27 protein-coding genes are annotated in these 26,920 nt (G+C 54.2%); 11 read left to right on the forward strand and 16 right to left on the reverse strand.

All coding sequences use genetic code 11. The features are described from left to right. Window positions 1–27: 27 nt before the first annotated feature. From glpK to HS100_09465, 6 genes are all read left to right on the forward strand, one after another. Window positions 28–1,512 carry a glycerol kinase GlpK gene (glpK, locus tag HS100_09440; protein MBE7434131.1) on the forward strand — a complete coding sequence of 495 codons (1,485 nt, stop codon included), beginning with the start codon at window positions 28–30 and terminating at the stop codon, window positions 1,510–1,512. 8 nt (window positions 1,513–1,520) lie between these two features. Then, window positions 1,521–3,212 carry a glycerol-3-phosphate dehydrogenase/oxidase gene (locus tag HS100_09445; protein ID MBE7434132.1) on the forward strand — a complete coding sequence of 564 codons (1,692 nt, stop codon included), beginning with the start codon at window positions 1,521–1,523 and terminating at the stop codon, window positions 3,210–3,212. Window positions 3,213–3,276: 64 nt separating this feature from the next. Next, window positions 3,277–4,239, forward strand: a complete 963-nt coding sequence (locus HS100_09450; GenBank protein MBE7434133.1) for a glycosyltransferase — start codon at window positions 3,277–3,279, stop codon at window positions 4,237–4,239. Continuing rightward, complete coding sequence (locus HS100_09455; protein ID MBE7434134.1) at window positions 4,226–4,885, forward strand: histidine phosphatase family protein; 660 nt, start codon at window positions 4,226–4,228, stop codon at window positions 4,883–4,885. Before HS100_09450 ends, HS100_09455 begins: the two co-directional genes overlap by 14 nt. Before the next feature lie 48 nt (window positions 4,886–4,933). Further along, a complete protein-coding gene (locus HS100_09460; GenBank protein ID MBE7434135.1) occupies window positions 4,934–5,992 on the forward strand; it encodes a 2-dehydropantoate 2-reductase in 1,059 nt (352 codons plus the stop codon). 53 nt (window positions 5,993–6,045) lie between these two features. Then, a complete protein-coding gene (locus tag HS100_09465) occupies window positions 6,046–7,737 on the forward strand; it encodes a nucleoside kinase (GenBank protein MBE7434136.1) in 1,692 nt (563 codons plus the stop codon). A gap of 4 nt (window positions 7,738–7,741) precedes the next feature. On the opposite strand, the gene HS100_09470 is transcribed toward HS100_09465, so the two are convergent. From HS100_09470 to HS100_09505, 8 genes are all read right to left on the reverse strand, one after another. Further along, the gene (locus tag HS100_09470; GenBank protein MBE7434137.1) at window positions 7,742–9,178 is read right to left on the reverse strand and encodes a hypothetical protein; all 1,437 of its coding nucleotides are present in this window, start codon (window positions 9,176–9,178) and stop codon (window positions 7,742–7,744) included. Between the two features lie 12 nt (window positions 9,179–9,190). Next, window positions 9,191–9,988 (reverse strand): DUF92 domain-containing protein, encoded by a 798-nt coding sequence (locus tag HS100_09475; protein ID MBE7434138.1) that lies wholly within the window; start codon window positions 9,986–9,988, stop codon window positions 9,191–9,193. Window positions 9,989–10,035: 47 nt separating this feature from the next. Then, window positions 10,036–10,944: a hypothetical protein gene (locus HS100_09480; GenBank protein MBE7434139.1), complete on the reverse strand. Its 909-nt coding sequence runs from the start codon at window positions 10,942–10,944 to the stop codon at window positions 10,036–10,038. A gap of 160 nt (window positions 10,945–11,104) precedes the next feature. Further along, window positions 11,105–12,301 (reverse strand): hypothetical protein, encoded by a 1,197-nt coding sequence (locus HS100_09485; protein MBE7434140.1) that lies wholly within the window; start codon window positions 12,299–12,301, stop codon window positions 11,105–11,107. Window positions 12,302–12,397: 96 nt separating this feature from the next. Further along, window positions 12,398–12,916, reverse strand: a complete 519-nt coding sequence (locus HS100_09490) for a polymer-forming cytoskeletal protein (GenBank protein ID MBE7434141.1) — start codon at window positions 12,914–12,916, stop codon at window positions 12,398–12,400. Window positions 12,917–12,998: 82 nt separating this feature from the next. Further along, the gene (locus HS100_09495; protein MBE7434142.1) at window positions 12,999–13,799 is read right to left on the reverse strand and encodes an enoyl-ACP reductase; all 801 of its coding nucleotides are present in this window, start codon (window positions 13,797–13,799) and stop codon (window positions 12,999–13,001) included. A gap of 86 nt (window positions 13,800–13,885) precedes the next feature. Beyond that, window positions 13,886–14,464, reverse strand: coding sequence for a DNA-3-methyladenine glycosylase (locus tag HS100_09500; protein MBE7434143.1), 579 nt, complete (start codon window positions 14,462–14,464; stop codon window positions 13,886–13,888). Window positions 14,465–14,510: 46 nt separating this feature from the next. Continuing rightward, window positions 14,511–15,434 carry an NAD-dependent epimerase/dehydratase family protein gene (locus HS100_09505; GenBank protein MBE7434144.1) on the reverse strand — a complete coding sequence of 308 codons (924 nt, stop codon included), beginning with the start codon at window positions 15,432–15,434 and terminating at the stop codon, window positions 14,511–14,513. Window positions 15,435–15,643: 209 nt separating this feature from the next. On the opposite strand from HS100_09505, the gene HS100_09510 reads away from it, so the two are divergent. Further along, complete coding sequence (locus HS100_09510) at window positions 15,644–15,856, forward strand: cold-shock protein (GenBank protein MBE7434145.1); 213 nt, start codon at window positions 15,644–15,646, stop codon at window positions 15,854–15,856. Window positions 15,857–15,904: 48 nt separating this feature from the next. Here the strand turns inward: HS100_09510 and HS100_09515 are convergent, their stop codons facing one another. The 8 genes from HS100_09515 to HS100_09550 all read right to left on the reverse strand — a co-directional run bounded on the left by HS100_09515 (window position 15,905) and on the right by HS100_09550 (window position 22,421). Then, on the reverse strand, window positions 15,905–17,155 hold the full coding sequence (locus tag HS100_09515) for a DEAD/DEAH box helicase (protein ID MBE7434146.1): 1,251 nt from the start codon (window positions 17,153–17,155) through the stop codon (window positions 15,905–15,907). A gap of 72 nt (window positions 17,156–17,227) precedes the next feature. Next, complete coding sequence (locus HS100_09520) at window positions 17,228–18,094, reverse strand: EamA family transporter (GenBank protein ID MBE7434147.1); 867 nt, start codon at window positions 18,092–18,094, stop codon at window positions 17,228–17,230. 44 nt (window positions 18,095–18,138) lie between these two features. Further along, window positions 18,139–18,738: a hypothetical protein gene (locus HS100_09525; protein ID MBE7434148.1), complete on the reverse strand. Its 600-nt coding sequence runs from the start codon at window positions 18,736–18,738 to the stop codon at window positions 18,139–18,141. A gap of 34 nt (window positions 18,739–18,772) precedes the next feature. Further along, window positions 18,773–19,849: a glycosyltransferase family 4 protein gene (locus HS100_09530; GenBank protein ID MBE7434149.1), complete on the reverse strand. Its 1,077-nt coding sequence runs from the start codon at window positions 19,847–19,849 to the stop codon at window positions 18,773–18,775. A 42-nt stretch (window positions 19,850–19,891) separates the two neighbouring features. Further along, window positions 19,892–20,278, reverse strand: a complete 387-nt coding sequence (locus HS100_09535; GenBank protein MBE7434150.1) for a 6-carboxytetrahydropterin synthase — start codon at window positions 20,276–20,278, stop codon at window positions 19,892–19,894. A 13-nt stretch (window positions 20,279–20,291) separates the two neighbouring features. Further along, entirely contained in the window at window positions 20,292–20,966 is a 675-nt protein-coding gene (locus HS100_09540; protein MBE7434151.1) for a 2-phosphosulfolactate phosphatase, read from the reverse strand. 1 nt (window position 20,967) lies between these two features. After that, window positions 20,968–21,969 carry a zinc-binding alcohol dehydrogenase gene (locus HS100_09545; GenBank protein MBE7434152.1) on the reverse strand — a complete coding sequence of 334 codons (1,002 nt, stop codon included), beginning with the start codon at window positions 21,967–21,969 and terminating at the stop codon, window positions 20,968–20,970. 62 nt (window positions 21,970–22,031) lie between these two features. Beyond that, on the reverse strand, window positions 22,032–22,421 hold the full coding sequence (locus HS100_09550) for a PilZ domain-containing protein (GenBank protein ID MBE7434153.1): 390 nt from the start codon (window positions 22,419–22,421) through the stop codon (window positions 22,032–22,034). Between the two features lie 76 nt (window positions 22,422–22,497). On the opposite strand from HS100_09550, the gene HS100_09555 reads away from it, so the two are divergent. The 4 genes from HS100_09555 to kynU all read left to right on the forward strand — a co-directional run bounded on the left by HS100_09555 (window position 22,498) and on the right by kynU (window position 26,845). Then, on the forward strand, window positions 22,498–23,232 hold the full coding sequence (locus HS100_09555; GenBank protein ID MBE7434154.1) for a PIG-L family deacetylase: 735 nt from the start codon (window positions 22,498–22,500) through the stop codon (window positions 23,230–23,232). A 132-nt stretch (window positions 23,233–23,364) separates the two neighbouring features. Next, window positions 23,365–23,835 carry a transcription elongation factor GreA gene (greA, locus tag HS100_09560; protein ID MBE7434155.1) on the forward strand — a complete coding sequence of 157 codons (471 nt, stop codon included), beginning with the start codon at window positions 23,365–23,367 and terminating at the stop codon, window positions 23,833–23,835. Between the two features lie 123 nt (window positions 23,836–23,958). After that, entirely contained in the window at window positions 23,959–25,470 is a 1,512-nt protein-coding gene (lysS, locus tag HS100_09565) for a lysine--tRNA ligase (protein MBE7434156.1), read from the forward strand. A 55-nt stretch (window positions 25,471–25,525) separates the two neighbouring features. Next, complete coding sequence (gene kynU, locus HS100_09570) at window positions 25,526–26,845, forward strand: kynureninase (GenBank protein MBE7434157.1); 1,320 nt, start codon at window positions 25,526–25,528, stop codon at window positions 26,843–26,845. Window positions 26,846–26,920: the final 75 nt, after the last annotated feature.

Below are 26,920 nucleotides of genomic sequence, written 5' to 3' on the forward strand. Positions count from 1 at the left end.
AATTAACCCGTCACCCGGAGGCAGATAATGACCAAATACATCGGCGCAATCGACCAGGGCACCACAAGCACGCGTTTCATCCTCTTTGACCGCGCGGGAAATGTGGTTACCCTCCACCAGAAGGAACATGGCCAGATCTACCCCAAACCGGGCTGGGTGGAGCATGACGCGCTCGAGATCTGGGAGAGGACTCAGGAGGTCATTGAAGGAGCGCTGGCGAAGGGTGGATTGTCTGCTGTCGATATCGCCGCCGTCGGTGTGACGAACCAACGCGAGACGACCGTGGTTTGGGATAAGAATTCCGGCCTGCCAGTTTACAACGCCATCGTTTGGCAGGATACACGGACCGACGCGATCATCGCGAAATATTCGCGCAAGGGTGGGCAGGACCGGTTTAGAAAGAAAACTGGTCTGCCGCTCGCGACTTATTTTTCTGGTCCAAAGATCCGCTGGATCTTGGATAACGTCAAAGATGCAAAGGAAAAAGCCAAAAGAGGGGATTTGCTCTTCGGCAACATGGATACATGGATCATTTGGAAGCTGACCGGGGAGCATGTCACAGATGTGACGAATGCCTCACGGACGATGTTGATGAATCTCAAGAGTTTGGATTGGGATCACGAGATTCTGAAAGCGATGGGCATCCCACGCGGAATCTTGCCGCAGATACGGTCGTCATCTGAGATCTATGGCGATGTCAAGTCTGGCATCTTGAAGGGGATCTCCGTCGCAGGCGACCTTGGGGATCAGCAGGCGGCTATGTTCGGTCAGACCTGTTTCAAGGCCGGTGAGGCAAAGAATACCTACGGCACGGGTTGTTTCATGCTGATGAATACGGGCAAGAAACCAGTACAAAGTAAGGCTGGTTTGCTGACCACGCTGGGTTACAAGATCGGAGATGCGGATGCCGTCTATGCATTGGAAGGCTCGATCGCCATCACAGGTGCATTGATTCAGTGGCTGCGAGATAACATGGGCTTGATCCAATCGTCGGCGGATGTCGAGGCGTTGGCGAAATCCGTCGAGGATAATGGCGGGATTTATTTCGTACCGGCGTTCAGCGGGTTGTATGCCCCATATTGGAAGTCCGATGCGCGAGGTGTGATCGTGGGGATGACACGCTATGTCAACAAAGGTCACTTTGCCAGAGCCGCGTTGGAGGCTACGGCATTTCAAACCCGCGAAGTGCTGGATGCGATGGAACAGGATTCCGGGGTCAACCTCCGTTCTCTCAAGGTGGACGGCGGGATGGTGTTCAATGAATTGTTGATGCAATTCCAATCCGATATATTGAACGTTCCCGTTGTGCGGCCAAAAGTGGCGGAGACGACAGCCCTCGGCGCGGCATATGCGGCGGGGCTCGCGGTCGGGTTCTGGAAGGATATCGATGAACTGAAGCAGCATTGGGGACGCGATAAGGAATGGAAACCCAAAATGGACTCAAAGCGCCGTGCGGGTTTATACTCGGGTTGGAAGAAGGCCGTCACAAGGTCTTTCGATTGGGTTGAATAAATAAAAAAATGAATCGTAAAGAAGTCATCTCCTCTATAAAATCAAACCCGAAGGTATCCGTGCTGATCGTCGGCGCGGGTATCAACGGCATCGGCACATTCCGCGACCTTGCTCTCAACGGGGTGGATGTATTGTTGATCGACCGCGGTGATTTCTGTTCGGGGGCGAGCGCGGCATCCTCACACATGGCGCACGGGGGAATCCGCTATCTCGAGAACGGCGAGTTTCGACTCGTCCGCGAGGCGGTGGGGGAACGCAACCGCATGATTCGAAACGCGCCGCATATAGTCTCTCCCTTGCCGACCACGATTCCCATCTTCAAATATTTTTCCGGAATCTTGAATGCGCCACTCAAGTTTTTGGGCTGGCTCGATAAACCCTCCGAGCGCGGTTCCCTGATCATCAAGCTCGGGTTGATGATGTATGACGCCTACACCGGCGGTCAGCGGATCGTGCCGCGCCACAGGTTTTATTCAAGAAAAGAATCCTTGAAAAGATGGGGCAAACTAAACCCGGAAGTCGTCAACACAGCGGTCTATTACGACGGCCTGATCTCCGATCCAGAGCGCCTCGCCCTGGAACTCGTGCTGGATGCCGAAGCCGATAACCCGCGAGCCAACGCCTTGAACTACGTCAGCCTGGTGAGCGGCTCAGGCAGGACGGTCGTTTTGCGTGATGAGCTGAGCGATGAAACCTGCGAGATCGAACCGAGGCTGGTCATCAACGCCGCCGGTCCGTGGATCGATTTTGCAAACCACAGCCTCGGCGTGACCACACATTACATTGGCGGGACGAAAGGCTCGCACCTCGTCTTGGACCACCCGGAACTGCGCGCCGCAATCGGCGATCACGAATTCTTCTTCGAGAACAAGGATGGGCGCATCGTGTTGATCTTCCCGCTTCAAGACCGCGTCTTGATCGGCACCTCGGATATCAAGATCGACCATCCCGATGATGCGTATTGCACCGATGAGGAGGTGGGGTACTTCCTGGAAATGACGGCGCGCGTGTTCCCGGAGATCAAGGTCGGGCGCGAACACATCGTCTTTGCGTTTTCAGGCGTTCGTCCGCTGGTGGGAAGCGCCGCGAAAACCACCGGCCAATTCAGCCGCGACCATCATATCGAAGTGCTCAGCGGCGATTGGACGAATTTGGGTTATCCAGTCTATTCCCTGGTGGGAGGCAAATGGACTTCCTTCCGCGCTTTCTCGGAGGAAGTGACGGACAAATCACTCCAGTTCCTCGGGATCAAACGGAATAAGAGCACGCGAGACCTTCCCATCGGCGGCGGTCGCGGGTATCCGCGCAGTGCGGAAGAACGCGCAAAATACATTGCCGGTCTTGCCGCATGGACCGGGCTTTCACGGGAACGGCTTGAAATCCTGTTCGAGCGTTACGGCTCACGCGCCGAAGTGGTGGCGGGATTCATCAACAAAGGGGAGGATGCGCCGGTCGCATCCCTGCCGGAATTTACAAAACGCGAAATGCTTTTCATGATCCAGCATGAAAAGGTCGAACATCTCGACGACCTGCTTTTGCGCCGCACCATGCTCGCCATGCTTGGCAGGCTCACCCGCGATGCGATAAACGAAGTCAACGACCTGCTGGGGAACGCGCTCGGCTGGGATGCCGCTCAAAAAAATGTCGAGGCGGAAAGAACGCTTCGGCTGCTGGCGGAGAAGTATCGGGTCCGGTTGTGAGGCGGGAGTTTCGCGTCCGAACTGTAGCGATGGCCGATCTTATGCGCGTGGTAGAATCCTGCCGATGTCTTCACGGCGAAAAACCAAACTAAAAATAGACCTCGTCATCCCCGTCTATAACGAAGTGGAATCGATCTCGAAAACGTACGCGGACGTCCGCCAGGTGGTGGACGGGTTGCCGCACGAGTTTCGATTCATCTATGTGGATGACGGCTCGAACGACGGGACGGCGGATTCGCTTCGAGAGATCTCGGCAAACGACCGGAGAATTACCCTGCTCACTCTCAGCCGGAACTTCGGGCACCAGGCTGCGTTGACAGCCGGCATGGACGCTTCGCAGGGCGACATCATGATCTCGCTGGACGCGGATGGGCAGCATCCTCCAGCGATGATTCCAAAAATGATCGGGTTGATCGCCCAGGGGTACGATATCGTCCAGGGGCAGCGAATGGAAGATGGACGCGCGGCGTCTTTCAAAAAGCTCACATCGAATTTTTTTTACTGGCTCCTCAACAAGATCAGCGGCACGCAGGTGATGCCCGGCGCTGCGGATTTTCGCGCGCTTTCAAGGAATGCGTTGGACGGCGTCCGCTCGATGCAGGAATACCACCGCTTTCTGCGCGGCATGATCTCCTGGATGGGATACAACAGCGTCATCCTTCCATATCACGAACCGGAACGGATCGCGGGCAGGTCGAAATACTCGCTTGGAAAAATGTTCAGGCTCGCCTCCGACGCGATTTTTTCGTTCTCCCTCGCGCCGTTGTACATCGGCTTGAGCGCCGGGTTTGTTTTTTTCATCCTCGCCTGCGGGCAGTTGACATACGTGCTCTCCTTATGGTTGACGGGCAATACACAGCGCGTGGAGCCCGGCTGGAGTTCGTTGATGGGAGTATTGCTGATCGCCAGCGGAATCATCATGATCCTGCTCGGTTTCATCGGCGTGTATGTCGGTTATATTTTTCAGGAAGTCAAGCGTCGCCCGGTATATCTGATCAAGGGGAAGACGAACGATGACAGTGAATAGGCAGAGGTATTTTAATATCACACTATTGCGCCATGGTGAATCGGTGGGGAATGCCGAATCGCGATGGCAGGGTCAGGCGGATTTCCCGCTGACGGATGTCGGCCGTGAACAGGCGAAAGCCCTGGCGGAGAGATGGAAGCGTGAGAAGGTCAAGTTCGATTTCATCATCTCCAGCCCGCTCTCTCGCGCGCGGGAAACGGCGGAGATCATTGGCGCCCAGCTTGGGTTGCTGGTGGAATTCGATCCGCTTTGGCTGGAACGGGACAATGGCGAATTTGCCGGGTTGACCGCTCACGAAGTCAGGAGCAATTTCTCGCATCCGGAATTCACGACGCCTTACGACTCGGTTGGCATGGACGGTGAAGGGGATTGGGAGTTGTTTCTGCGCGCAGGGCAGGCGTTGCACGACCTGCTCAAAAGGGAACCTGCCCGGTATTTGATCGTCTCTCATGGCGGCTTGCTGAACCAATTGATGCATGCCATCGTGGGAATCATTCCCCAGGCGCATAACTCTGGGGCGAGTTTCCGCTTCAGCAATACTGCCTTTGCCCAGGTCATTTACTCCCCGAACCAGCACCGTTGGATGATCGATAAACTCAACGATCACAATCATTGGCTGGATGCGGAGTCTGAAGGGCGTGCATAAAAGGAATTCATTTTTCTCATGAGTCTCCCCTCCTCCCACCCCCTTGAAATGAAATTCCTCGTCTTCGGCGCGGGCGCCATTGGCACGTATATCGGCGGCTCGCTGGTCTTGGCAGGATATCAGGTGGCCTTTGTGGAACAGCCGAAGATGGTGGAGGAACTTCGCTCGAAGGGACTTCGGCTGGATCTGACTGTCGATAACCGGCGGAAGACGAAGGATTCCTTTGTGGTCGATCCGCGCTCCTTTGTGATCGAACCATCTCTGGAAGAGGCTTTGAATTATGGACCCTTCGATGCAGCGATCTTTGCCTTAAAATCGTTCGATACGGCCGCCGCATTGGAAGGCATGAAACCGTTTTCGGCGAAACTCCCGCCATTGCTGTGTCTTTCCAACGGCGTGGAGAATGAACCGATGATCGCCGCCGCTCTGGGCAATGACAAGGTCATTTACGGCACGGTCACGACCGCCATCGGCAGGCGGGGACCCGGCGATATCGTCCTCGAGCGGTTGCGCGGGGTGGGTGTCGCCGCAGGGCATCCGCTATCGGAGAGACTCGCTGCCGCTTTGAATCGCGCTTTCCTCAAATGTCATCTTTATCCGCATGCTTCGGGCATGAAGTGGTCGAAGATGCTCACGAACCTGATCTCGAATCCGACCTCTGCGATTCTCAACATGACCGCGGCGCAGGTCTTCGCGAATAAACGTCTTTACAAACTCGAAATTGCCATGCTGAAAGAATGTCTTGCAGTGATGAGAGCCATGAATCTGGTTGTCACTAACCTGCCGGGAACGCCTGTCCGGGCATTGGCGTTTGCAACCAAAATGCCTCTCTGGCTTTCCAAACCTTTTTTATCAAGAGCTGCGGGAAGCGGGCGCGGCGGTAAGATGCCATCTTTTCACATCGACCTGTATTCAGGCCGCGGGTTAAGCGAAGTGGAATATCTGCACGGGGCTGTCGTCCGCGAAGGGAAGGCGCGCGGGATCCCGACACCCGTAAATCAGATCCTTACCGAAACCTTGATGGCGCTGACAAAAAAGGAAATTCCGCTCGAGGAATTCGCGGGGAAACCGGAAAAGCTGTTGGTGAAAATTGAAAGTAGAAAGTAGAAAGTGTCAGGTTACCGGTTTGATCTATTAACTCGTAACCCTCAACCTGTATCATGATTCAAACCGCACAACCCAGCCCGAACGTCGAAATACATCTTCCCAATGGAAAAACATTGACCGGTCCGCGCGGGACGACAGTGGGTGAGTTCCTTGCGCAGGTGAAGGACGATTTCTCCGCGCCCATCGTGGCGGCGGTCATCAACAACGAGATTCATGAACTGACCTATCCAATCAGGATCGAATCGAATTGCATTCCCGTTACCATGGACAGCGCCGACGGCGCGCGCATCTACCGCCGTTCGTTGATCTTTTTACTGGAAATCGCGTTCTCTCAATGCATCAAAAATGGATATTTGATCATCGACCATTCGGTTTCCTCAGGCGGTTTCTATTGCGAGGTCAATGATCGCGATCCGCTTTCGCAAGAGGAACTGAATGCGCTTGAAAAGCAAATGCGGAAACTTGTCGCGGACGATCGCGTTTTCGGACGCCGCGAAGTACCGATCCAGGAAGCCGTCGATTATTTCACCAAGCATGGTCATGTGGACAAGCTTCGCCTGCTCAAACATCGCCGAAAGGAATATCTGACCCTCTATTCCTTCGATGGCTTAATGGACTACATGCATGGCTATATGGTCCCTTCCTCCGGGTATCTCAAATGGTTTGCCTTGAAACAGGTCAATGGCGGTTTCATCCTCCAATATCCGCGCCGCCATTCGCCGACGGATCTCGCGCCCCTCGGCGATTACCCGAAACTTTTGCGCGCCTTCCGTCAATACGGCGACTGGCTGGCGACGCTTCGTATCGACAGTGTCGGTTCGCTCAACGATGCCATCCAATCCGGCCGTGCAGACGAGGTCGTGCTTGTCTCCGAGGCATTGCACGAGCAGCATATTGCCGATATCGCGCAACAGATCGCGGAAAAAAAATCCCGCATCATTCTCATCGCGGGACCTTCGTCGTCCGGTAAAACGACGACATCGAGACGCCTTGCTGTTCAACTGCTCGCGCGCGGCATCTCGCCTTATCCGCTCGAACTCGACCATTATTTTGTGGATAGAGATAAAACCCCGCTCGATGAAAGCGGCGTTCACGACTTCGAAGCCCTCGCAGCATTGGACTTGAACCGCCTCGCGCAGGACATCGAGAAACTCATCAGCGGAGAACAGGTTCAACTTCCGCGATACAACTTCAAGACCGGGCGAAGCGAAGAGGGGGATGTGATCCAGCTTCGAAAGGGACAGCCGCTCATCCTCGAAGGAATCCACGGAATGAATCCGCGCCTCATCCCGGACCGTTGGGCTGACTCTGCGTTTCGACTTTATGTCTCCGCCTTGACTCAAATCAACCTGGACCGCCATAACCGCGTCTCGACAACCGATACGAGACTCATCCGGCGCATGGTGCGCGACGCGCGCGAACGCGGATATTCCGCGCAGGCGACTCTCTCGCGCTGGGAGTCGGTGCGGCGCGGCGAGAAACGGCATATCTTCCCATACCAGGAAAATGCCGACGTCATGTTCAATTCGGCGCTGGTTTATGAACTCTCGGCGTTGAAACCGCTGGTCGAGCCGCTGCTTCGTCAAGTCCCGTTCAATGTGCCCGAATATATCGAAGCCCGCCGCCTGCTCGCCTTCCTCGATTGGATCCTTCCCCTTGATGCGAGCTTGATTCCCATGAACTCGATCGTGCGGGAATTCCTGGGGGATTCAAGCTTGAAGGATTTCAAGATCTGGAGAGGATGATTTTCTAATCCTGCTTGACCTTTAATCCTTCCACGCCGTAATACCTTGCAGCGCAGTTATATTCGTAATCCGTCCAGCCAATGCCGCTCGAACGGAACATGTCGCGGGTGTTGATGTCAGCCGTGTCGATGGCGGGAACTTCGATCAACAGATTTCCCTTTTCTTTTTCAGAGCGGATGGTCGCATCGCGTTCATCCCAGATTGCCGCGCGGTAAATGAACCCGGGCAGTTCCGCATAAACGGATGCCATGCTTCGCACTGTATACGCCAAACCGAGCAATAGAACGATGATCGAAGCAAAGTGCAGCCAGTCTGATTTGAACTTCTCCGCCGTCCAGGCGCCGCTGACCCATGCCATGAAGCCGAGTCCGGCCAGCAGGGTAAAACGAGCCAGTGATTTCCCTCGCGGGTCGGGCGGCGTGGAGTAGAAATAAGCGGACGGCGTATGCATGGCAATGATGAGGAGGACGGTTATGAAAACCGAGACTGCCAGGAGAATCAGAAGCCGTTTGAACGTCAACGGCGGGAATACTGACTGCTGAGTGATGATCGACAGGCTGAAGGCAAAGACCAGGAAGATCGCATGGGGAATGGGAAGGGTTCTCAGGGAAAGACCGATGAAGGCAAGAGAATTCGATACCGCTTTGAATGGCACATCCATCAGGCTGGAACGGACGACGCCCATTTCAGAGATGCGAACATTGGAAGGAGAGACGATCAATGCGGCCATCCCCAACAGGAGGAAGAGCCAGACAATGAACGTGGGTTTGAGGATCAAATCCGCCCATGGTTTCCCATTCCGTCTGGCAAGCCAAAGACCGAAGAGGATGATCGAGGTGGCAGTGACCAGCAAAGTCGCGCTCATTTCGCCAAGACCTGCCGTTAGAAAAGCAAAAGGCGCAATGACGTAATTGACCCAGCCCGACTTGCGAATCAACTGGCTGGTGACCAACCCCATGAGAAATAGCCAGAAAATGACCGCAGTGCTGTAAGGTAAAACCCCCGAACGCCAATATAGAATTTGAAATCGTTGGGGAGAGATGTAGAGGTTGAAATAGAGAAGGAAGGCGGATGCCAGCAGGATCGTCCAAAACGATATGGACGTCTGGCGCGTGATGTTATAAAGTACCCAGGTGATTCCTATTAACCAAAGGATTATCGTTATTGGTCCGTAGAGCTGCGTGCCGAAAACGCCCAGGGTATTTTCGGTCAATGTGGAGAGAAAGGTCAGCGAATATCGGTTGGGGGAATAACCCGTCCCTTCGAAGCCGAAATATTGCAATGTCGCGCCGATGGTGCCGAGTTGGCGCGCGTCTGCGCTGTAGCACCAATCATCCGCCCAATAGCGGTTATAAATGCCAAGATAGGCGAGCAGGACAAGCCCGGCAAGGAATACGATGTTGCCCAAATTTACTGCATAGAAAGATGTACGTTTGTTCATCGAATCAATCCCTTATGGATTTAGCGCAGCGAAAACGAGCAATGCCATCGTCAGCCCGAACATGCTGCACGAAAAGTTTACCAGGTCATTGTTCAACCACTTCCAGCCGCGGATATGTACCGTCTCCGTCCCGCAGGTATGGAGCGGATGCTTCTCGGTTTCCTTTTGGTCTTTAGGGCAGTAATACATGGCTTGGACGGTCCCGCCGAGAAGGGAGTCGAAAAGAGAACCCGTCAACCCTGAGAAAGCGACCAACAGAAACAAAGACCAGTTATCGGTTAGGTAGGAAGCGAGAAAGGCGATCAGCGACGAACCTGCTAGCGAGGCAAGAGTTCCGACCAAAGAGATTCCGCCTGAGGTGCCTTTTTCAACGATTTTGGATAAGTTTGTGATCATGCGCGGAGGGGTTGGATTCAATACGCCGAGTTCGGTCGCCCACGTGTCGGCGTTGACGGCGGCGAGCGCAGAAGAAAAGCCGATCCAGACCCAAATCTCGTTCGGAAAAAAGAAATGCAGGGCGGCGAAGAACGCGGCGGCACCGCCGTTGCCGAAAACCTGCCCCGCGTCGCGTTCATGACCTTTGGAGAATTTTTCATCGAGCCCTGCCTTGCGTTTTTTGAAGGCGCGGCTCAGCCCGGACGAAGTGATGAAGAAGGTGAGCAGGAGGACAGCCCATTTCCAACCGCCGATTCCAAAAATGATCGTGCCGGTGATCGCCGCCGCAATCGCCCCCATTGGATTGAGGCTGCGGGCTTTGTATGCGAGAAAAGCGATGCCGATGGCGGGAATGAAGCCGAGGATGAGTTGCATAATGGTTGAAGGTTGATTTTTGATTTGAAATCTTCAATCCGTCACTTTTACACAGGCGTCGTGACGACGAACAGAACAGCAAGTAAAAACAACAGGCTGCTCAGCGTACTCGAACCCCAAACGATGAAAGAAAGCGTGCGTTCGCGTTCCCGGCGATAGAAATACAGTCCGGCGATCCAGCCTGCCACGGCAAGCAGGAGGCTTGCCACCGGTAGGATCAACAGTTGGGAAGAGGGAACGATCTCGAGCGCGCCGCCTGAACCCTGCAGATCGATCGCCACTTGCGGCGTGGAAGGAATGATGATGCTTGCCCAAATGAAGAGACCGATGTTCAGAAAAAGCGCGGAGAGCCACAAATATCGCGCCAGCCCGCTTTCCCATGCCTGTGAGACGATGAAGGACGGATACACCGATATTGCATCGCTGGATGCAAGACTTCCCAATTCTGTAGCTCGCGCAAAGGTTTGAGCCAGCCCGGCGGGATTATCCGGTGAGATGGCGAAGATGCGTTTTGCCGTTGCCACGAGCAGAAGTTTTTTCATGTCGGACGCGATAAATTCCACGACACCCAGGTCAGGGTGGCGCCGCAGACCAAGCAAGGCACCGGGAAGCGGAAGAGGGGGCAGGCTGAGGGGTTTGGTGAGGTCCCCGACAGGACGAATCCACTCGATATCGTTGAGCGGAATATCTTCGACTCGTAATCCCCAGTGGATGGCGAGGCTGTCGCGGTCGATCGTATACCCGGCGCGATAGAGCGCGAAGATTCGATAGGCGAAAAAGGGAATGGGGGCAAAGGCCGCCAAAGAGACCAAGAGCCAGGTGAGAAAGCTGAGTCCCACATCGGCGGAGGATAGTTGAAGGAATCCAACGACGACCATGCTCGTCAGGACAAACAGGATGATGCCGTGAATGAGCAATCCGCGTTGTTTGGGCGGGGGAAAGAAACCGGTGTTCATGAAAAGATTAGAGACTATTTCTTAAAGAATTTTATAACCACAGATGAATGCATATAAACACGGATTCTTGATGAAAAAAGCCTCATGAATGCCCTTGAATCCCCTTGAATCCTTATATCTGTATTTATCTTTGGTGAATTGGACATCAAGAAACACTCTCTCAGGCAAGGAGCGTTGTTACGCGGTCGGTCAATTCGTTTAATGGGACCGCCGTATTCTCTTTTTCTTTGCGCGGCTTCAATTCTACCATTCCGTTCTGAAGCCCCTTTTCTCCAACCGTGACGCGGATGGGACAACCGATCAAATCCGCGTCGTTGAATTTGACCCCGGCGCGTTCATCGCGGTCGTCGAATAAAACTGAGATCCCTGCGTTTTGCAATGCGTTATGGATTTCTTCAGTTTTGGACTTTGTATCCAGCATCCTGCCGGGGACGTGCATCAGGTACACGTCAAAGGGCGAGGCGGAATGAGGCAGGGTCAAGCCTTTTTCGTCGTGATGGGTCTCAGAGATGGCGAGCAGGATGTTTGTAAATTCGATCTTTCCTTTCGATGCCAGCAAAACAGCAGATCGAACTTCGAGCGGATTTCCGCAATTCGGGCATCCATCACCCGCCTTTGCCTGCACCACATCCGCGATGATCTCGGCTGAATAATCGCGCAGATAATTCGTATTGAGCAGGTGATATCCTTCCTCGTTCGCGCCTGCCACGAGGTTTTGCGATTCGGGAATGAGATCATCCACGATGATGAGCGCATCTTTCAACCCGACCGGCGATGCATACCCCGCCGCTGCGCCGGACCTTGAAATTGTCTCCGCATCTGCAAGCTGGATCTCGCCGAGGATTTCCTCCAGTTTTGCATCGCTCAACTGCATGTCTCCGCGTATGGCGACAAAGACGAATTTTCCATCTGCTTTGCGTGTAAACATCATTGCCTTGGCGGTCTTTTCCTTTGGGATGTTCAACAGGCTCGCCAGTGCTTCGATGGTATCGCAATCCGGCGTGGATATTTTCTCCAGGGGGAGTTCCGCTTCGCGGGGCATGGGAATCTTTTTGAATTTTGCAATTCGAAGCGGATCGACATAATCACATGCCGGGCATTGGGCAACCTCGATGGTGCCGGTCGAAAGCGGAAAATAAACGCCTCTTTCGCTTTTCAATATTTTCAAGCCAGCCTTGCTCCAAAAAGACGGGTCTTTCCAGAGCATCTCAAGCCGATTGGTCATTTGTACGCCCAGCGGCAGGAGTTGATTCTCGCGGGTCAAATATCCCGCGCGGACGAGCCAGCCCCACCCCGGAGTGCGGGCGTTGTTGGGGAATTCACGCTGGGTTTGGATTTTCAAATCAGTGTATTTCATATTCGAGGTCCCCTTCCAGATATTTTCTCGCGGAAATCACGGCTGCTACAAAACTTAATCGCTTATTCTTATTCTTTAGCGGTTCTGCGGAACAAGTCAGGCTTTCTTCTTCCGCGCCACTTTTTGGGTGGATTCGGGGACGGACACCGGTTCAGGGATTCGAAGCGGGGTCTGCGCAATCACTTCGGCCTGGGCGGCTTCTGACGGTGTGGCTTCGGGCGTCGGTTCGAGATTGAGATCGACCGATTCCTCCATTCGAATCTGCCCGCGCAGGAAAGCGCCTTCCTCGGTGACAAAAGCGGTGGTGATCACATCGCCCCACACGCGTCCTGTGGCGCGAATTTCCAATTTCTGGGTGGTGATATTTCCGCGTACCGCGCCCGCCACAATGACCGAGTTGGCGCGCACGTTCTGGCAGGTCACGCGACCCGTCTCGCCGACGACAAGCATGCCGCGCAAGGCGATCTCGCCTTCGAATGCGCCTTCCACCCGTACGCCGCCGGAACCGTTGATCGAGCCGTGCCAGATCACGCCCGAACCAAGGACGGAAGTGATCCGCTCCACAGCTTGGACGGGTTGAGCGGTCTCTGCGGGGGTGGCGTTGCGTTTGAACATAAAGTAATTTTACCCTAAAAGAAAATGGCGTTGACCTCATCAATCAACGCCCATTTCATTACTCTACTCTGTTGCTCAACGGTTACTCGCTCTTTTCATCCCGTTTCACCATCTGGACGCCCATAATGTTGAAGCCAGAATCCACGTACAGCACTTCGCCGGTAATGCGCTTCGAAAGGTCGCTGGCAAGGAAAACCGCCGCATCGCCCACGTCGTCGATGGTCACGTTCTCCTGCATGGGGGACATTTCTGCAAAGTGTTTGTACATGTCGCGGAAGCCGCCCACGCCCGCCGCTGCTAGGGTGCGGATCGCTCCGGCAGAAATCGCGTTGACGCGAATCTTCCTCGGTCCCAGATCGTAAGCCAGGTACCTTGTCGAAGATTCCAGCGCCGCCTTGGCAACGCCCATCACGTTGTAATGGGGGGCGACCTTCACGGCGCCCGAACCGTAAGTCAGGCACATGACCGAACCGCCGTCGTTCATGATGGGCAGGAAGGCGTTCGTCAACACCACGAACGAAAAGACGGAAATATCCATCGCATTCTTGAATCCTTCCCGGCTGGTTTGATGATACGGCTTGCTTAACTCGTCGCGCCCCGCAAAAGCTATCGAGTGGACCAGGATATCGATCTTGCCAAAGTGTTTCGCCGCGCTCTCGGCAGTCGCCGCAATGTGTTCGTCCTTCGTCACATCGCATTCTTCGACCCACTTGCATCCGATCTTTTCCGCAAGTGGTCTTACGCGCCGTTCGAGCGCCTCGCCTGCGTAACTAATGCCGATGTTCGCGCCTTCACGATGAAAGGCTTGTGTTATGCCCCAGGCGATGGATTTGTCGTTCGCCAGACCAAAGACCAGGGCGTTCTTGCCGTCAAGTAAACCCATAACTCCTCCGAAAATGTTGCGCAGCAGACGTTCTCCCTGCACTGTCCGTCGAGGACAGGCTTACGCCCACGCGTTTTTGAACCTCGCTACGCCAAAGTTATCTTCCAATCTTTCACCAGAAACCGCCAGGGTTTGCTTAACCACGGCTCCGGTGTCTTATTTAACCCCACACGCGCGCCAATCGTCACGCATTTATCCGGGACGTAAACCCCCGCCTCGATCCATAGACTTGAGCCTGGATCCGTTAAATCGGCAAAGTTCTCGCCTCTGCCGATCCCCATCGCCTGAGTCAATTTGCCCGGACCATTTGTGTCCCGCCCCTGCCGCCGTTTCATCATCACTTCGATCCCCTCGACCGGCTGTATCGCGCGGATCAACACAGCCGCCGGATACCCCTCCTTCTCCGTGACGACGTTCAGCATCCAATGATTCCCATACGTGAAATAGACATAAGCATGCCCCGGCGGACCGTACATTGGCGCGGTCCGTTTTGTCAGCCCGGCTTTGGCATGACAGGCAAGGTCTTCCTCACCGATGTACCCTTCGGTTTCGGTGATCAGACCCACCAGCTTTTTCCCGCGCGAAATCCGCACCAGCCGCGCGCCAAGCAATTCGCGCGCGATGGTCAGTGTGGGACGATTGTAGAATTTGCGGGGGAGAATCATTTTGCCTAAAGGTTAGAACGTCCGCACCTGAGAACCTCCATAAGAACTACTTAAACCTTGGGTCGCGCTGAAGGGTCAACCTCAATCCATCTTCCAACTGGATGGACGGGGTGAAGCGCAGTTTTTCCTTTGCGAGAGTCAGATCCGCTTTCATCCGGGAGACGCCACCAGAGGTTTGGGAGTTGTACACGACATTGGCATTGCTATTGGTAACCATGAGCACGGAACGGATCAAAACCTTGATGGAGGTTTCCACACTCGAGCCAACGTTGATGACCAGCCCATTGATGTTGGGAGCGGTGGATGCTGCGACCATCGCGCTGATCACGTCGTCGACGTAGACATAATCGCGGGTCTGACTTCCGTCGCCATGCGCCACCAGGGTCCCGCCGCGAAGCGCTTGTTTCAGATAATGAAGAACCACGGGAGGATGAGAGGGCGGGAGATGTTGACCCGGTCCATAGGCGTTGAAGATCCGCAGGCTGACGGTTTCGATGTTCCACAAATTGCCGATGGTGCGCACGTAATGTTCCGCCGAGATCTTGGAAACAGCATACGGCGAGCGTGGATTGGGAATGTCCGTTTCCTTCAAACTGCCGTCATTCATGTCGCCGTACACTGCGCCGGAGGAAGCGAGCACAACGCGCTTTACGCCGACATCGCGCATGGCTTCCATCAGCGCCACCGTCCCGCCGACGTTGACAGTGTTGTAATCGCGCGGGTAGAGGATCGATTCCTGGACGGAGACGCGAGCCGCGAGGTGATAGACCACATCCACATCCTGGAGTAAAGTCCACAGTTTGGGGCGGTCACTCACATCCCCGCGTGTGAAATGGACATCGGGAGAAAGCACCTTCGGGTCGCCGGTGGAAAGGTCATCCAACCCGCGGACTTGATGCCCCTCACGCGCGAGGTGATTGGCAAGCGAAGAGCCGAGGAAACCCGCGGCTCCAGTAATCAAAAAGTTCATGGTAGAAGGATTATACTCTCAATATTGGTCGTCTTTTTTTATTGACGTTTGCAAATTCGTGTGTTATTGTTGGCGCCAGATAGGAAAACGGTAGTTACGTTGGTTTGAAGAACATCAACAGCCTGCGGTTTGACTGCGGGCTGTTTGTTTTGACCTCCGATGGAACAAACAGATTTACCTATACATCTCAATTGCCATAGGAGGCAAAAATGTCTGACAGAATTATTGGAACTGTGAAGTGGTTCAACGGCGATAAGGGCTACGGCTTCATCGAACGTGAAGGCGGAGCGGACGTGTTCGTTCACTTCTCCGCCATCCAGGGTGATGGATACCGCAATCTGACCGAAGGTCAGAAAGTGGAATTCGTAGTCGAGAAGGGCCCGAAGGGTCCGCAAGCCAGCAACGTCACAGTTCTGAGCTAAGTAGACAAAAAAGAGCCCCGCGAATATCGCGGGGCTCTTTTTGATTAATTACTTCTTTTTTGGCGCAAGCCTGTTTTTGGAATAGCTTGTCATCGTGGAGGCTCGCGGCGGGCGGCGACCTTCGCTTCGGGGGGAACCCCTGCCTCTTCCGCCAGATTCAGAGCGCGGCGGGGCAGGACGCGAGTAATCGAATCCTTCAAGAGTCTCGCGTTTGAGCGGCGCTCCCATGATTCGTTCCAGCGTGCGGATCATATCCTTGTCATCATCCGTGACCAGGGTGAATGCGTCGCCGGTACGTTGCGCGCGGCCTGTCCTACCAATGCGATGAATATATGCATCGGCAGTGTCGGGCATGTCGTAATTGATCACGTGCGAGATGGTTTCGATGTCCAGCCCGCGCGCGGCGATATCGGTGGCGACCATGATGTCGTGATGCCCGCTTTTGAAACCTTTGAGCGCTGCCTGTCGTTGCCCTTGCGAACGATCTCCGTGAAGACTCGTCACTTTGAATCCCGCGCGTTGGATCTGCTGCGCCACGCGATGCGCGCGATGCTTGGTGCGCGTGAAGACCAGGACCGAATTCGTGTCGGTGCGCTTCAGCAGTTCGATCAACATGGTTGTCTTCAAATGCTGGGGGACGGGGTACAACGCATGCGCGACTGTGTGTGCTGGTTTGATGATACCCATCGCGATCTTTTGCGGATGAGTCAGCGCCTGCTGCGCAAGCAATTCCACATCCGGCGGAAAGGTGGCGGAGAACAACATGGTCTGTCGCTTCTGCGGCACGGCTTTGACGATGCGCCTCACATCGGGCAGAAAGCCCATGTCGAACATTCTGTCGGCTTCGTCGAGCACGAGGATTTCGATGTTCGCCATCTTTGCATGACCCTGTGCGATCAAGTCAAGCAAACGCCCCGGGCAGGCGACGAGGATTTCCGCGCCGTTTCGCAATGCCTGGATTTGCGGCGCGGCTCCGACCCCGCCGTAGATGGTCGCGCTCTTCAACTTTGTCCCCGCCGAGAGTGTTTTGATCACGTCGTGAATCTGTTCCGCCAGTTCGCGCGTCGGCGTGACGATCAGCGCGCGCGGCATATTGCGTTGACCGTTCAGCAATTTATTGAGAATGGGCAATACGAAGGCGGCGGTTTTGCCGGTTCCGGTTTGGGCTGTACCGATAATGTCCCGTCCGCGAAGAGCGGCTGGGATGGCGGCTTGTTGAATGGGGGTGGGCGATTCGTAGCCCGCCTTTTCAATTCCCTGCTTGAGGCGGGGATCGAGATGAAATTGGTTGAAGTTCATTATTTCCTTTAGAGGCCGGTAATCACGATAAAGCGACTGCCACCTGATTCATTGTATGAACTATTATATCCCCTACGTGTCCTCTGGCTGCATTTCTGCCCGGGTCAAAATCACAACTGCAATGAGGATCAAAACACCGCCAACAAGGACGATGGGGAGGAGTTTATCGCCAAATAGCCAGGACGCCAGCAACACCGTGACGATGGGTTCGATGGTCGAGAGCATCGCTGCATTGGTGGGCCCGACTCGTTCCAGCCCGGCAAGAAAGGTGGAAACTGGAATGACGGTGGCTATTAAAACAATTCCCAAAATGACGAGCCAGCCGGAGTTTGTCTGGGGAAAGTTTGCCCCGTTGGCGCAGGTCAGCGCACCGTACACAGACGCGCCGGAGGTGAAGATCACCGTGGATGATTGAAAGGCAGAGACGTGCCGGGTCACGTTCGCGCCAACAATGATGTAAACGGAATAGACCAATGCCGCACCAATCGCCATGAGTGCGCCGACCAGCTGCCCGCTAACAGGTCCCACCGTGAAGGCGGTTCCGCAAAGGGCAAGGATCAATGCAATGGCTTTGACGAAGGTCGGTTTTTCGTGCAGGAAGATCATTGAAAGAAGGGCGACGAAGAAGGGATACAAATACAGCAACAATGCCACCAAACCCGCCGAAGCATATTTGATGGCGGTCAGATACAAAAAGGATTGTCCAGCGTATCCCACCGCTCCCATGCCGATCAGTTGGGCGAGAATCCGTCCGCGAGGGAAAGGCTCTTTGCGCAGGATCAGCATCAAGATCATGAAGGAGGCGGAGAGTCCGAAACGTAGAAAAAGCAGGGTAAACGTGTCTATATTTTCGCTGTAAGCAAATCGACCAAAGATGGCAAGCGTCCCGAACGACGCAGCAGAAACGATGATGAGCAGGATTCCAGTGAGGCGTCTCATAGCGGGAAACTATACTCGAAAAAAATCCCCCGGTTGAAGGGGATTTATGCGGAGGCTGTCATCGGTTGCAGGGTTGTTTTCCGATGGGTGAAGCCAACCCAAATTTCCTGCGGGTAGATGATCTGATTTGTCCCGGGCAGCTGCTCCATGGCGAGACCGGTGTTCATGTCTATGCCGATGGTTTGATAGGCTTTATAAACCAATTGACTGCAATAGAAAGCCTCTTCTGTTTCAGCGTTGAGGAAATTCAAGTTGTACGGTTTGCCGACCTGCGCAAGCACATATCGGGCAACACTTTCGCGCATCAGGCGTTCTTCTTCATCGGAGAAACCCAAAACATCGAGAGGTGAAACCACTCCGTAAAACGTATCGAACAACAGCCCGCGCTGGCGCGCCATGCGTTCCGTATCCCATTCGCCGTTGGGGACATCGAACGTAATGACGCCGCGCGCGCCAGCTTCGGCGCACCGTCCATCGGGACCGAGGTAAATGGCGACATGGTCCACGTCGCCGGGCACGAGGCGGCCGATGAGACGCCAAAACTCGCCCGGCAGGATGTCGGGTTTGCCGTTCATGGTGCAAATGATATCGCCCGTTTGCACGGGCATGCCGTTGATCTGATAAGTGTAAATCATCGTATCCATTATACGGAGTTTCGCCCCCTGAGGTTTCAGCCGTTCATCTTAAAAACGATAGTAAAAATTCACGAATCTGGCCCGCCGTTTGATCCCACTTTGGCTGGCGCAGATAGCGGCTCCGCGCTGCGAGACTCATCTCCAGAAGCAGATCGCGCCTCTCGCTCAGGAGTTGAAGTTTTTCCGCGAGACCCTGAGCATCTCCCGGCTGGATGAGGAATCCCGTACGCCCATCTTCGATGACTTCGGATGCCGCGCCGAGAGTGGTGCCGATGGCAGGCAGACCAAATCCCATTCCCTCGAGGTAGACGATTCCGAAGCCTTCATAGCTTGACGGCACAACAAGGATGTGGGCGGCACGGAGTTTTTCGATGAGTGGTTGATTGTTGAGGGCGCCATGAAGAAATACAAAAGAGGAAAGATGGTTGTCGGCGATGAATGTTTGCATTTGTTTGGCATGGGCGGAATCGGTCGCGAGGGAACCAACGACATCAAGGATGAAGGCTTGCCCTGAGCTGGGTCGATGGGATGAAGGACGGAGGATGCGGAGAGATCGAAGAAGCGTGTGCAGACCTTTGCGCTCGATGACGTTGCCGAGAAAAAGGACCCTGAATTCCTTCTTCCTTCCCCTTTCTTTTATTTCCTCCTCCGCGATCGCTTCCCCAAACCGATCCGTCGGCGGGAATGCCACCGTTTCTGGAAAACCATTCCCTATCAACCTGTTCACCACCGCCCTGGTCGTTTCAGAATTGAAAATAAATCCATCCACGCTCCGCAAATATTTTTTCTCCACAACACGATACAGGTCGTTCTGCCATCTCGGGCGGAGTTCGGAACAGCGCAGGTGGTGCACAAGGCTGATGATGGGGTAGGGATGCAGGCGTTTGTTCGCAAATATCAACGACGGATGGTTCAACTCATCCTGTATCAAAATATCCAAACCAGGCGGAAGTGTGAAGGTGAAATTATCCGTCAGGTGCGCGGCGTAATTCCGCCAGGGGAGCGGGATGATCTCCACGGTGTCGCCTTGCGCGCGGAGATATTCCACCAGCATGCGGTCGTACATGTACCCGCCGCTGAGCGTGTCGAGCGAGCCGTAGATGATTAAGCCCAGTTTCATGTTGAAGGTTGAAGCTTACAAGTTGAAAAGAACTTGCAACCTTCAACTTGTAAACCTGTCAACTCGATATGCCGCCCAGGCATTCTCATGCTCCCACAAAACGACTTTCAATCCGGTGATGTTATTTGCCCGAATGCGCTCGTTCAAGGTTGTGGCGAGGATTCGCGCGAAATGCTCGATGGACGGGTTGAGTCCGGCAAATTCGGGTTTGTCGTTCAGCATTTGTTCCCTGTAATAGCCAACAACTTCATCCAGGTGTTTTTCCACATCGACGATATCCACAAGGTAACCGTGTCCATCAAGTTCTTTCCCTTCGAGGACAAGCTCGAGTGTGTAGTGATGCGAGTTGGGGAAATTTTCCGGTCCCCAATCCCCGCCGATCAAAAAGTGACGCGCAATGAATTCCCGTCTTACGCCGAGTGAATACATATTATTCTCCAGGTTAAGGCTTTACAGCCCGCATGATCAAAGATCCATTTTTTCTTTCAATGGGCAAGGCGAAGTCAAATGCATCGATGCGCGACCAATAATCCAGAGCGGAGAGCGGAAATTGCGGATGTTCTTCCATGTGCTGAAGCGCATCCCGCGCCGCATATACCCGGTCGATGAAACCCTGCGCTTCCACGGCTCGACCTTCGATCCGCATCTCGATGAATTCGGCGCAAGCCACATCTTCATCGTTTCCCATTCCCCCGGTGATGATGAAACTGAGCTCGTTCGGTTCCTCTTTCATCACATAATCCATTGTCCCCTTTGCATTGACGAAACTGGTCGCGAGCATTACTTCCGCATTGACCGCACGGACCGCGCCCTGGGTCCCTGCACCTGTACGTTGAACGAGGGTGATGCCGGTCAAATCATGTTCGAGGATGCGGGTGGGGGAATTGCCGTAATCGAAACCTTTCGGCGGGAGTCCGCGCACCTCGCCCATTGCTTTGGCGTTTTGAATTTGCGCTTTCAAATCCAGTGCTTCTTGAATTCCGCTGACAAGGCGGATCTCTTTCGCTCCACGCGAGAACGCGTACGCGGCTGTGGAGAAGGCGCGCAACACGTCTATGACAAGGACGATGCCTGTGGCTTCATGGCAATCGTCGAGTGTGTAGTGATGGAATTTCATTCTAGTATTCAAATATGACCTGTATCGTCTCTTGCGGGTGTTCATCGAGCAGTTGATATGCCTTGGCGGCGTCATTCAACGAATAACGGTGGGTGATCCACTTCTGCGGCTGGACGCGTTCCAACGCCTGCCAGGCCGCGCCGAAGCGACGGGATTTATCCCAGCGTCCGCTTAACTCCGGCGGGATCGTGCTGACCTGCGAAGAAATGAGTTTGATGCGTGACCGGTGGAATGAACCGCCGAGGTCGATCTCCGAGCGTTTTTGCCCGTACCACGAGCCGATGACAATTCTTCCGCTAAATGCAGTGCGTTCGATGGCGGTATTCAACACGGAAGGGGAGCCAGTGAGCTCGAAAACCAAGTCAAAGGGCTGAATGTTGAATGTTGAAGGTTGAAGGTCATTGGGAGAGAGATTTTTGACCTTTGACCCTCGACTTTCGACGTTGAGGGCCTTCCTTCTCAAATCGATCGCATCCACAACGGTCAAATTTTCGAGTGGAAACTCGCTTAGTAATGAAGCCGTCAACAAACCCACCACACCTTGTCCCAACACCAAAACCCGTTCACCTAAAATTGGAGCGCCATCTTGCACCAGGTTTACAGCCGTTTCCATGTTTGGAAGGAAGCAGGCGTTTTCGGGAGAGAGGGAATGTGGAATTGCGAATAGATTTTCAGGTTTGGCTGCAAAATGCGTAGTATGCGGTTGAAATGAGAAGACAAATTTCCCCTTCCATTCCGTATCTATCGACTTACCAATGTCCTGCACCACACCCACACACGCATATCCATATGCCAGCGGATACTTCAGCTCACTGCTGACTGCATCATGCGCATCGTGAAGCGATGGAAATTCGCCGCGATAGACCAGCATCTCCGTCCCGGCACTGATGGCAGAACAGAGCGATTCCACCAGGACTTCGTCATCCCTCAGGGGCGGCAGGGCCGTTTCGCATATCTCCACCCGACGGGGCGCGGTAAACATAAGGGTCCTGGCAGCAGGCATGGACGAAGTTTAACATAAACGAAGACAGCCCTGGCGGCTGTCAGTTCGATTTGAAGTTCTCATCAGGATTTGGGACCCGGTCCGCGCGTGGGATATTTTGGGACGTCTCGCCGGAATTCATAGTTTTCGATGATCGACTCGATCAGGCTCTTCTGTTGGGGGGTGATTTCCCTGAACTCGAAACCGATGTTGAAATACTGTGGGCTGAGGTCCTGCTGGCACCATGCGACCCGGGTCGCAAGACTCATGCGTGTGGAGTTGATCTCCGGCAGGTCGGGCAGTTCGATGGCAAGGGTAATCTCAGTCTCGGGTTTAATGGGCTTTTCGCTGATGATCATTGCCCCCGATACGGTCAGGTCGCCAAGGTACCCGATCAGATTTCCCCCGTAAAGATCGAACACCTGCGTGTACGCCACCAGATTCTTTCTTTCCTGTTTACGTCGTTCTTGCATAAGACCTCATGATTGCCCAAGTGTACAGGAAGGGTGCTGCATCTTTCATTGCTATTATATGGTAAAAATAAACCCGATGCGTTGGATTTATCTTTCCCCCCATCTCGATGACGCCGCGCTCTCCGCTGGCGGCTGGATCTTCGATCAAACCCGGGCGGGCATTCCAGTCGAAATCTGGACAATCATGTGCGGATTTCCAAAGACCGGCAAACTTTCACCGTTTGCGGAATATCTTCATAGCCAATGGGGCATGGCATCCGCGAGGGAGTTGGTCAGCGGGCGGCGAATCGAGGATAAAAATGCGGCGTCTGTTCTCGGCGCAAAGGCACGGCATTTCGATTTTCTCGATTGCATCTACCGGCAGGACAGGAACGGCGACTGGCTTTATTACAGTATTTTCGTCGATCCATTACCCGGCGAAGCGGATTTACCCCGCCGCATTGCCGATGCGGTCAGCGCACGCCTCAAACCGGACGATAAACTGATCTGTCAACTCGGCGTCGGCAAACACATCGACCATGTCACCGTGCGGCTCGCCGCGGAACTGGTCGGACGTCCGCTCCATTACGTGGCAGACATCCCTTATTTGTTCGACTATCCGAAGCATCTCGCACCGAAAACAGCCGGGTTGAGGCGAAAGGTCGAGCGGGTGAGCAGAGCAGGTTTGAGGGCGTGGAAAGAGGCGGTTCTGGCGTATGAATCCCAAATTGCCATGCTGTTCAAGAATCCCGGGCAGATGCGAAAATTTATCAATGCGCATTATTCAAAGTTCGAGGGCATCCCAATTTGGCGAAAAAAGGGACAGAAATAACAGGACTTTTGGGACTTGAAACAGCATTAAAAACATGATATAGTATGCGCGATTTTCCGGACATTACCACCGGAATTTTTTCATCCTTGCATCTCGGTAGGGGATGCAAAATTCATTTAGCAGGACAATATTATGCCAACCAATTTCCTTACCAAAGAGGGTTACGACAAACTGCAGGAGGAGCTCGATCACCTGCGGACCGTAAAACGCCAGGAAGTTGCCGCGCGCTTGCATGAAGCCATGGAAGGCGGGGAGCTGATCGAGAATGCCGAATATGAAGCCGCCAAGAATGAGCAGGCTTTTGTCGAGGGACGTATTCAGGAACTGGATCTCTTGCTTGCCACCGCACAGATCATCGAAGAGAACGGCAAGGGAAAAAAGAACGACACCATCCAGGTCGGCTCGAAGGTGACCATCAAGGAAGGCAACTACGAAGCCGAGACTTTCACCATCGTGGGCGCCGCGGAAGCCAACCCGCGCGAAGGAAAGATCTCGAACGAATCGCCGATCGGTAAAGCCATCATCGGTCACAAATTGGGCGATACGGTAAAAGTGGAAACCCCCGGCGGAACGTACAACGTCAAGATCCTCAAAGTCGGTTGATCGGGACGCGACGTATTGCCCCGCGTCTGTGTATTGGATGCGGGGTTTTTTTATTACCCTCACACCATCCCCTTTCCCAATGGAAAAGGAGCGCAGGGGTGAGGGGCTATAATAGGAAGCAGCATGGCAGAATACAACCCCCTTGAAAGAATCCGATTGCAGAAAGTGGATGAACTCCGCGCCGAAGGCGTCGAGCCGTACCCGACACGCGCCAAACGGACGCATACCAGTGCGCAAGCGATTGCAGAATTCGAAAAGGATGAGACGAAAGAAGTGAAGGTCACGCTTGTGGGTCGCATCCGCTCCATGCGCCCCAAGGGAAAGTTGTGTTTCGCCCACATCGAAGACGGAGACGGAAAGATCCAGCTATTCCTGCGCGTGAATGAAGTGGGGGAGGAGCGCCTCGCCTTCTTCAATAAGATGTTCGACCTCGGTGATTTTATGGAAGCAGCCGGCACGATGATGCGCACCAAAGCAGGCGAGGCCTCGCTTCAGGTCCTGGACTTCAGACTGCTTGCCAAATCCATTTCGCCTCTCCCCGCCGACAAGGATGTGACCCAGGAAGACGGCACTGTTGTCCGTTATGCTTCATTGGACGATGCCGAACTCCGCGCCCGCCAGCGCTACGCAGACCTGGCCGTGAATCCCGAAGTGCGCGAGACTTTCCGCAAGCGGGCGAAACTCATCAAGTCTTTGCGAGATTTTCTCGATGGTCAAGGCTTTCTCGAAGTGGAAACGCCCGTCCTTCAACCTTTGTACGGTGGGGCGGCGGCGCGCCCGTTCGTGACGCATCACAACGAACTCGAGCAGGATATGTACCTGCGCATCTCATTCGAGTTGTATCTCAAACGGCTGCTTGTCGGCAATTTGGAAAAGGTCTACGAGATCGGGAAGGATTTCCGCAACGAGGGTGTTTCGTTCAAGCATAACCCCGAGTTCACACAGTTGGAGTTCTATTGGGCATACGCGGATTATCTGCAGGTGATGGAACTCACCGAGCAGATGGTCGTTCATGCCGTCGAGCAGGTAACCGGCTCCACGAAAATTCGATACGGAGAGCATGAGATCGAGTTCAAACCGCCGTGGCGTCGGCTTGAAATGCGTCAGGGCATCCTTGAGACAAGCGGAATCGATATCGCCGAGCACAGGACGGCTGAGGCGTTGTTAAAAGCCATTAAAGAGAAACAGCCCAAGGCGGCGCCTGATCCGAAAGCGACGCGCGGCAAATTGGTCGATTTCCTGTTGAGCGAATTTCTCGAGCCGACTCTCATCCAGCCGACCTTCCTCTATAACTACCCGCGCGATATTTCTCCACTGGCAAAATCCATCCCCGGTGATCCGCTGACGGTGGAACGCTTCGAAGGCTATGTGGCGGGATTCGAATTGTGCAACGCCTTCACCGAGTTGAACGACCCGCTCGACCAGGAACAGCGCTTCATTGAGATGGGACGCGACTACGAAGCCGACGACGAAGAAAAGCACCCGCTCGATGAGGATTATTTGCGAGCCATGCGTTATGGGATGCCGCCCAACGGCGGCTTTGGCATGGGGGTTGACCGGCTCGCCATGCTGGTGACGAACAAGCATTCCATCCGTGACGTTTTACTGTTCCCGGCGCTGCGAAAAGAAGAATAGAGGAAGAGGCGGATTTTATATCCGCCTCTTTTTATTCCACAGGTAAAATATCTCCATGGTCAACTTCTCCACCTCCCGCGATTTCGCCCTGCAACTCGATGCACAAGATAAACTCACCTCTTATAAAGAGGCGTTTGTCATCTCCGATCCCAGCCTTATCTACTTTGATGGCAACTCGCTCGGTATGATGCCCAAAGCCGCGCAGGAAAAAGCCAAGGAAGTCGTTGAAGAACAGTGGGGCAAAGATTTAATTCGCGGCTGGAACAAAGGCTGGTGGGAAGCCTCAGCCCGCGTGGGAGATAAGATCGGCGGCTTGATTGGAGCCGCCCCAGGTCAAACTCTCGTCAGCGATACGGTTTCGGTCAATCTCTTCAAACTCGCCACTTCCGCGCTCACATTGCAGCCGAACAAAAAGAGAATCATCACAGACACGTTCAACTTCCCATCCGATCTTTATATTTTGCAGGGTATCAATCATTTATTAAACCCCTTACCCCCATCCCCTCTCCCGCCGGGAGAGGGGCGCAGGGGGGAGGGATACGAAATCCTCCGCATCGGCGCCAGCGACAACGACATCACGCCCGACCTTTCCGCGCTCGAAGCCGCCATCGACGAAAACACCGCGCTTGTCACGCTCTCGCATGTTGTATTCAAAAGCGGTTATATCTATGACATGCAGCGCATTACCGAACTTGCCCACAAAAAAGGCGCGCTCGTCCTATGGGACCTCAGTCACTCCGTCGGCTCCGTGCCCGTCCATCTCGACGATTGCAGCGCAGACTTCGCCATCGGCTGCACATATAAATATCTCAACGGCGGTCCCGGCGCGCCCGCATTCCTTTACGTCAATAAAAAAATCCAAGAAAAATTATCGTCGCCCATCTGGGGTTGGTGGGGTCAAAAAAATCCCTTCGACTTCGATCTTGATTACACCCCCGCCCCCGGCGCGCAGCGTTTCATGGTCGGCACCCAACCGATGATCTCATTACTCACCATGGAAGCCGCTCTCGAACCGATTCTTCAGGCAGGCATGGATTCACTCCGTGAAAAATCCATCCTGATGACGGACTTCGCCTCTTTCTTAACCGAGGCTTGGCTCGTCCCCTTCGGCTTTTCATTAGGCTCGCCAGCTGACTCTGCCATCCGCGGATCGCACCTCTCCATCCGCCACCCCGAAGGCTACCGCATCAACCGCGCCCTGATCGAAGAAATGAACGTCATCCCCGATTTCCGCGCGCCCGATAATCTTCGCCTCGGCTTTGCCCCGCTTTATCTTTCATTTGCGGATGTTTGGGAAGGTTTCGATCGCATTCGTCGCGTGATGGAAGAGAAGCGTTACGAAAAATATCCCCTACAAAAATTGACGGTGACGTAGCGAATTTATCGCTTATGCACCTCGAGCAAAAACCGGGACGCTGTCCGCGCACTGTACGCGTGACAAGATGACGTA

This window comes from Anaerolineales bacterium, assembly GCA_015075725.1.
In the GTDB taxonomy this organism is placed as follows: domain Bacteria; phylum Chloroflexota; class Anaerolineae; order Anaerolineales; family Villigracilaceae; genus Villigracilis.

Excerpts from the sequence above, each read along its gene's own strand:
- glpK (MBE7434131.1), top strand. The coding sequence starts at position 28 with ATGACCAAATACATCGGCGCAATCGACCAGGGCACCACAAGCACGCGT.
- HS100_09445 (MBE7434132.1), top strand. The coding sequence starts at position 1,521 with ATGAATCGTAAAGAAGTCATCTCCTCTATAAAATCAAACCCGAAGGTA.
- HS100_09450 (MBE7434133.1), top strand. The coding sequence starts at position 3,277 with ATGTCTTCACGGCGAAAAACCAAACTAAAAATAGACCTCGTCATCCCC.
- HS100_09455 (MBE7434134.1), top strand. The coding sequence starts at position 4,226 with ATGACAGTGAATAGGCAGAGGTATTTTAATATCACACTATTGCGCCAT.
- HS100_09460 (MBE7434135.1), top strand. The coding sequence starts at position 4,934 with ATGAAATTCCTCGTCTTCGGCGCGGGCGCCATTGGCACGTATATCGGC.
- HS100_09465 (MBE7434136.1), top strand. The coding sequence starts at position 6,046 with ATGATTCAAACCGCACAACCCAGCCCGAACGTCGAAATACATCTTCCC.
- HS100_09470 (MBE7434137.1), bottom strand. The coding sequence starts at position 9,178 with ATGAACAAACGTACATCTTTCTATGCAGTAAATTTGGGCAACATCGTA.
- HS100_09475 (MBE7434138.1), bottom strand. The coding sequence starts at position 9,988 with ATGCAACTCATCCTCGGCTTCATTCCCGCCATCGGCATCGCTTTTCTC.
- HS100_09480 (MBE7434139.1), bottom strand. The coding sequence starts at position 10,944 with ATGAACACCGGTTTCTTTCCCCCGCCCAAACAACGCGGATTGCTCATT.
- HS100_09485 (MBE7434140.1), bottom strand. The coding sequence starts at position 12,301 with ATGAAATACACTGATTTGAAAATCCAAACCCAGCGTGAATTCCCCAAC.
- HS100_09490 (MBE7434141.1), bottom strand. The coding sequence starts at position 12,916 with ATGTTCAAACGCAACGCCACCCCCGCAGAGACCGCTCAACCCGTCCAA.
- HS100_09495 (MBE7434142.1), bottom strand. The coding sequence starts at position 13,799 with ATGGGTTTACTTGACGGCAAGAACGCCCTGGTCTTTGGTCTGGCGAAC.
- HS100_09500 (MBE7434143.1), bottom strand. The coding sequence starts at position 14,464 with ATGATTCTCCCCCGCAAATTCTACAATCGTCCCACACTGACCATCGCG.
- HS100_09505 (MBE7434144.1), bottom strand. The coding sequence starts at position 15,434 with ATGAACTTTTTGATTACTGGAGCCGCGGGTTTCCTCGGCTCTTCGCTT.
- HS100_09510 (MBE7434145.1), top strand. The coding sequence starts at position 15,644 with ATGTCTGACAGAATTATTGGAACTGTGAAGTGGTTCAACGGCGATAAG.
- HS100_09515 (MBE7434146.1), bottom strand. The coding sequence starts at position 17,155 with ATGAACTTCAACCAATTTCATCTCGATCCCCGCCTCAAGCAGGGAATT.
- HS100_09520 (MBE7434147.1), bottom strand. The coding sequence starts at position 18,094 with ATGAGACGCCTCACTGGAATCCTGCTCATCATCGTTTCTGCTGCGTCG.
- HS100_09525 (MBE7434148.1), bottom strand. The coding sequence starts at position 18,738 with ATGGATACGATGATTTACACTTATCAGATCAACGGCATGCCCGTGCAA.
- HS100_09530 (MBE7434149.1), bottom strand. The coding sequence starts at position 19,849 with ATGAAACTGGGCTTAATCATCTACGGCTCGCTCGACACGCTCAGCGGC.
- HS100_09535 (MBE7434150.1), bottom strand. The coding sequence starts at position 20,278 with ATGTATTCACTCGGCGTAAGACGGGAATTCATTGCGCGTCACTTTTTG.
- HS100_09540 (MBE7434151.1), bottom strand. The coding sequence starts at position 20,966 with ATGAAATTCCATCACTACACACTCGACGATTGCCATGAAGCCACAGGC.
- HS100_09545 (MBE7434152.1), bottom strand. The coding sequence starts at position 21,969 with ATGCCTGCTGCCAGGACCCTTATGTTTACCGCGCCCCGTCGGGTGGAG.
- HS100_09550 (MBE7434153.1), bottom strand. The coding sequence starts at position 22,421 with ATGCAAGAACGACGTAAACAGGAAAGAAAGAATCTGGTGGCGTACACG.
- HS100_09555 (MBE7434154.1), top strand. The coding sequence starts at position 22,498 with ATGCGTTGGATTTATCTTTCCCCCCATCTCGATGACGCCGCGCTCTCC.
- greA (MBE7434155.1), top strand. The coding sequence starts at position 23,365 with ATGCCAACCAATTTCCTTACCAAAGAGGGTTACGACAAACTGCAGGAG.
- lysS (MBE7434156.1), top strand. The coding sequence starts at position 23,959 with ATGGCAGAATACAACCCCCTTGAAAGAATCCGATTGCAGAAAGTGGAT.
- kynU (MBE7434157.1), top strand. The coding sequence starts at position 25,526 with ATGGTCAACTTCTCCACCTCCCGCGATTTCGCCCTGCAACTCGATGCA.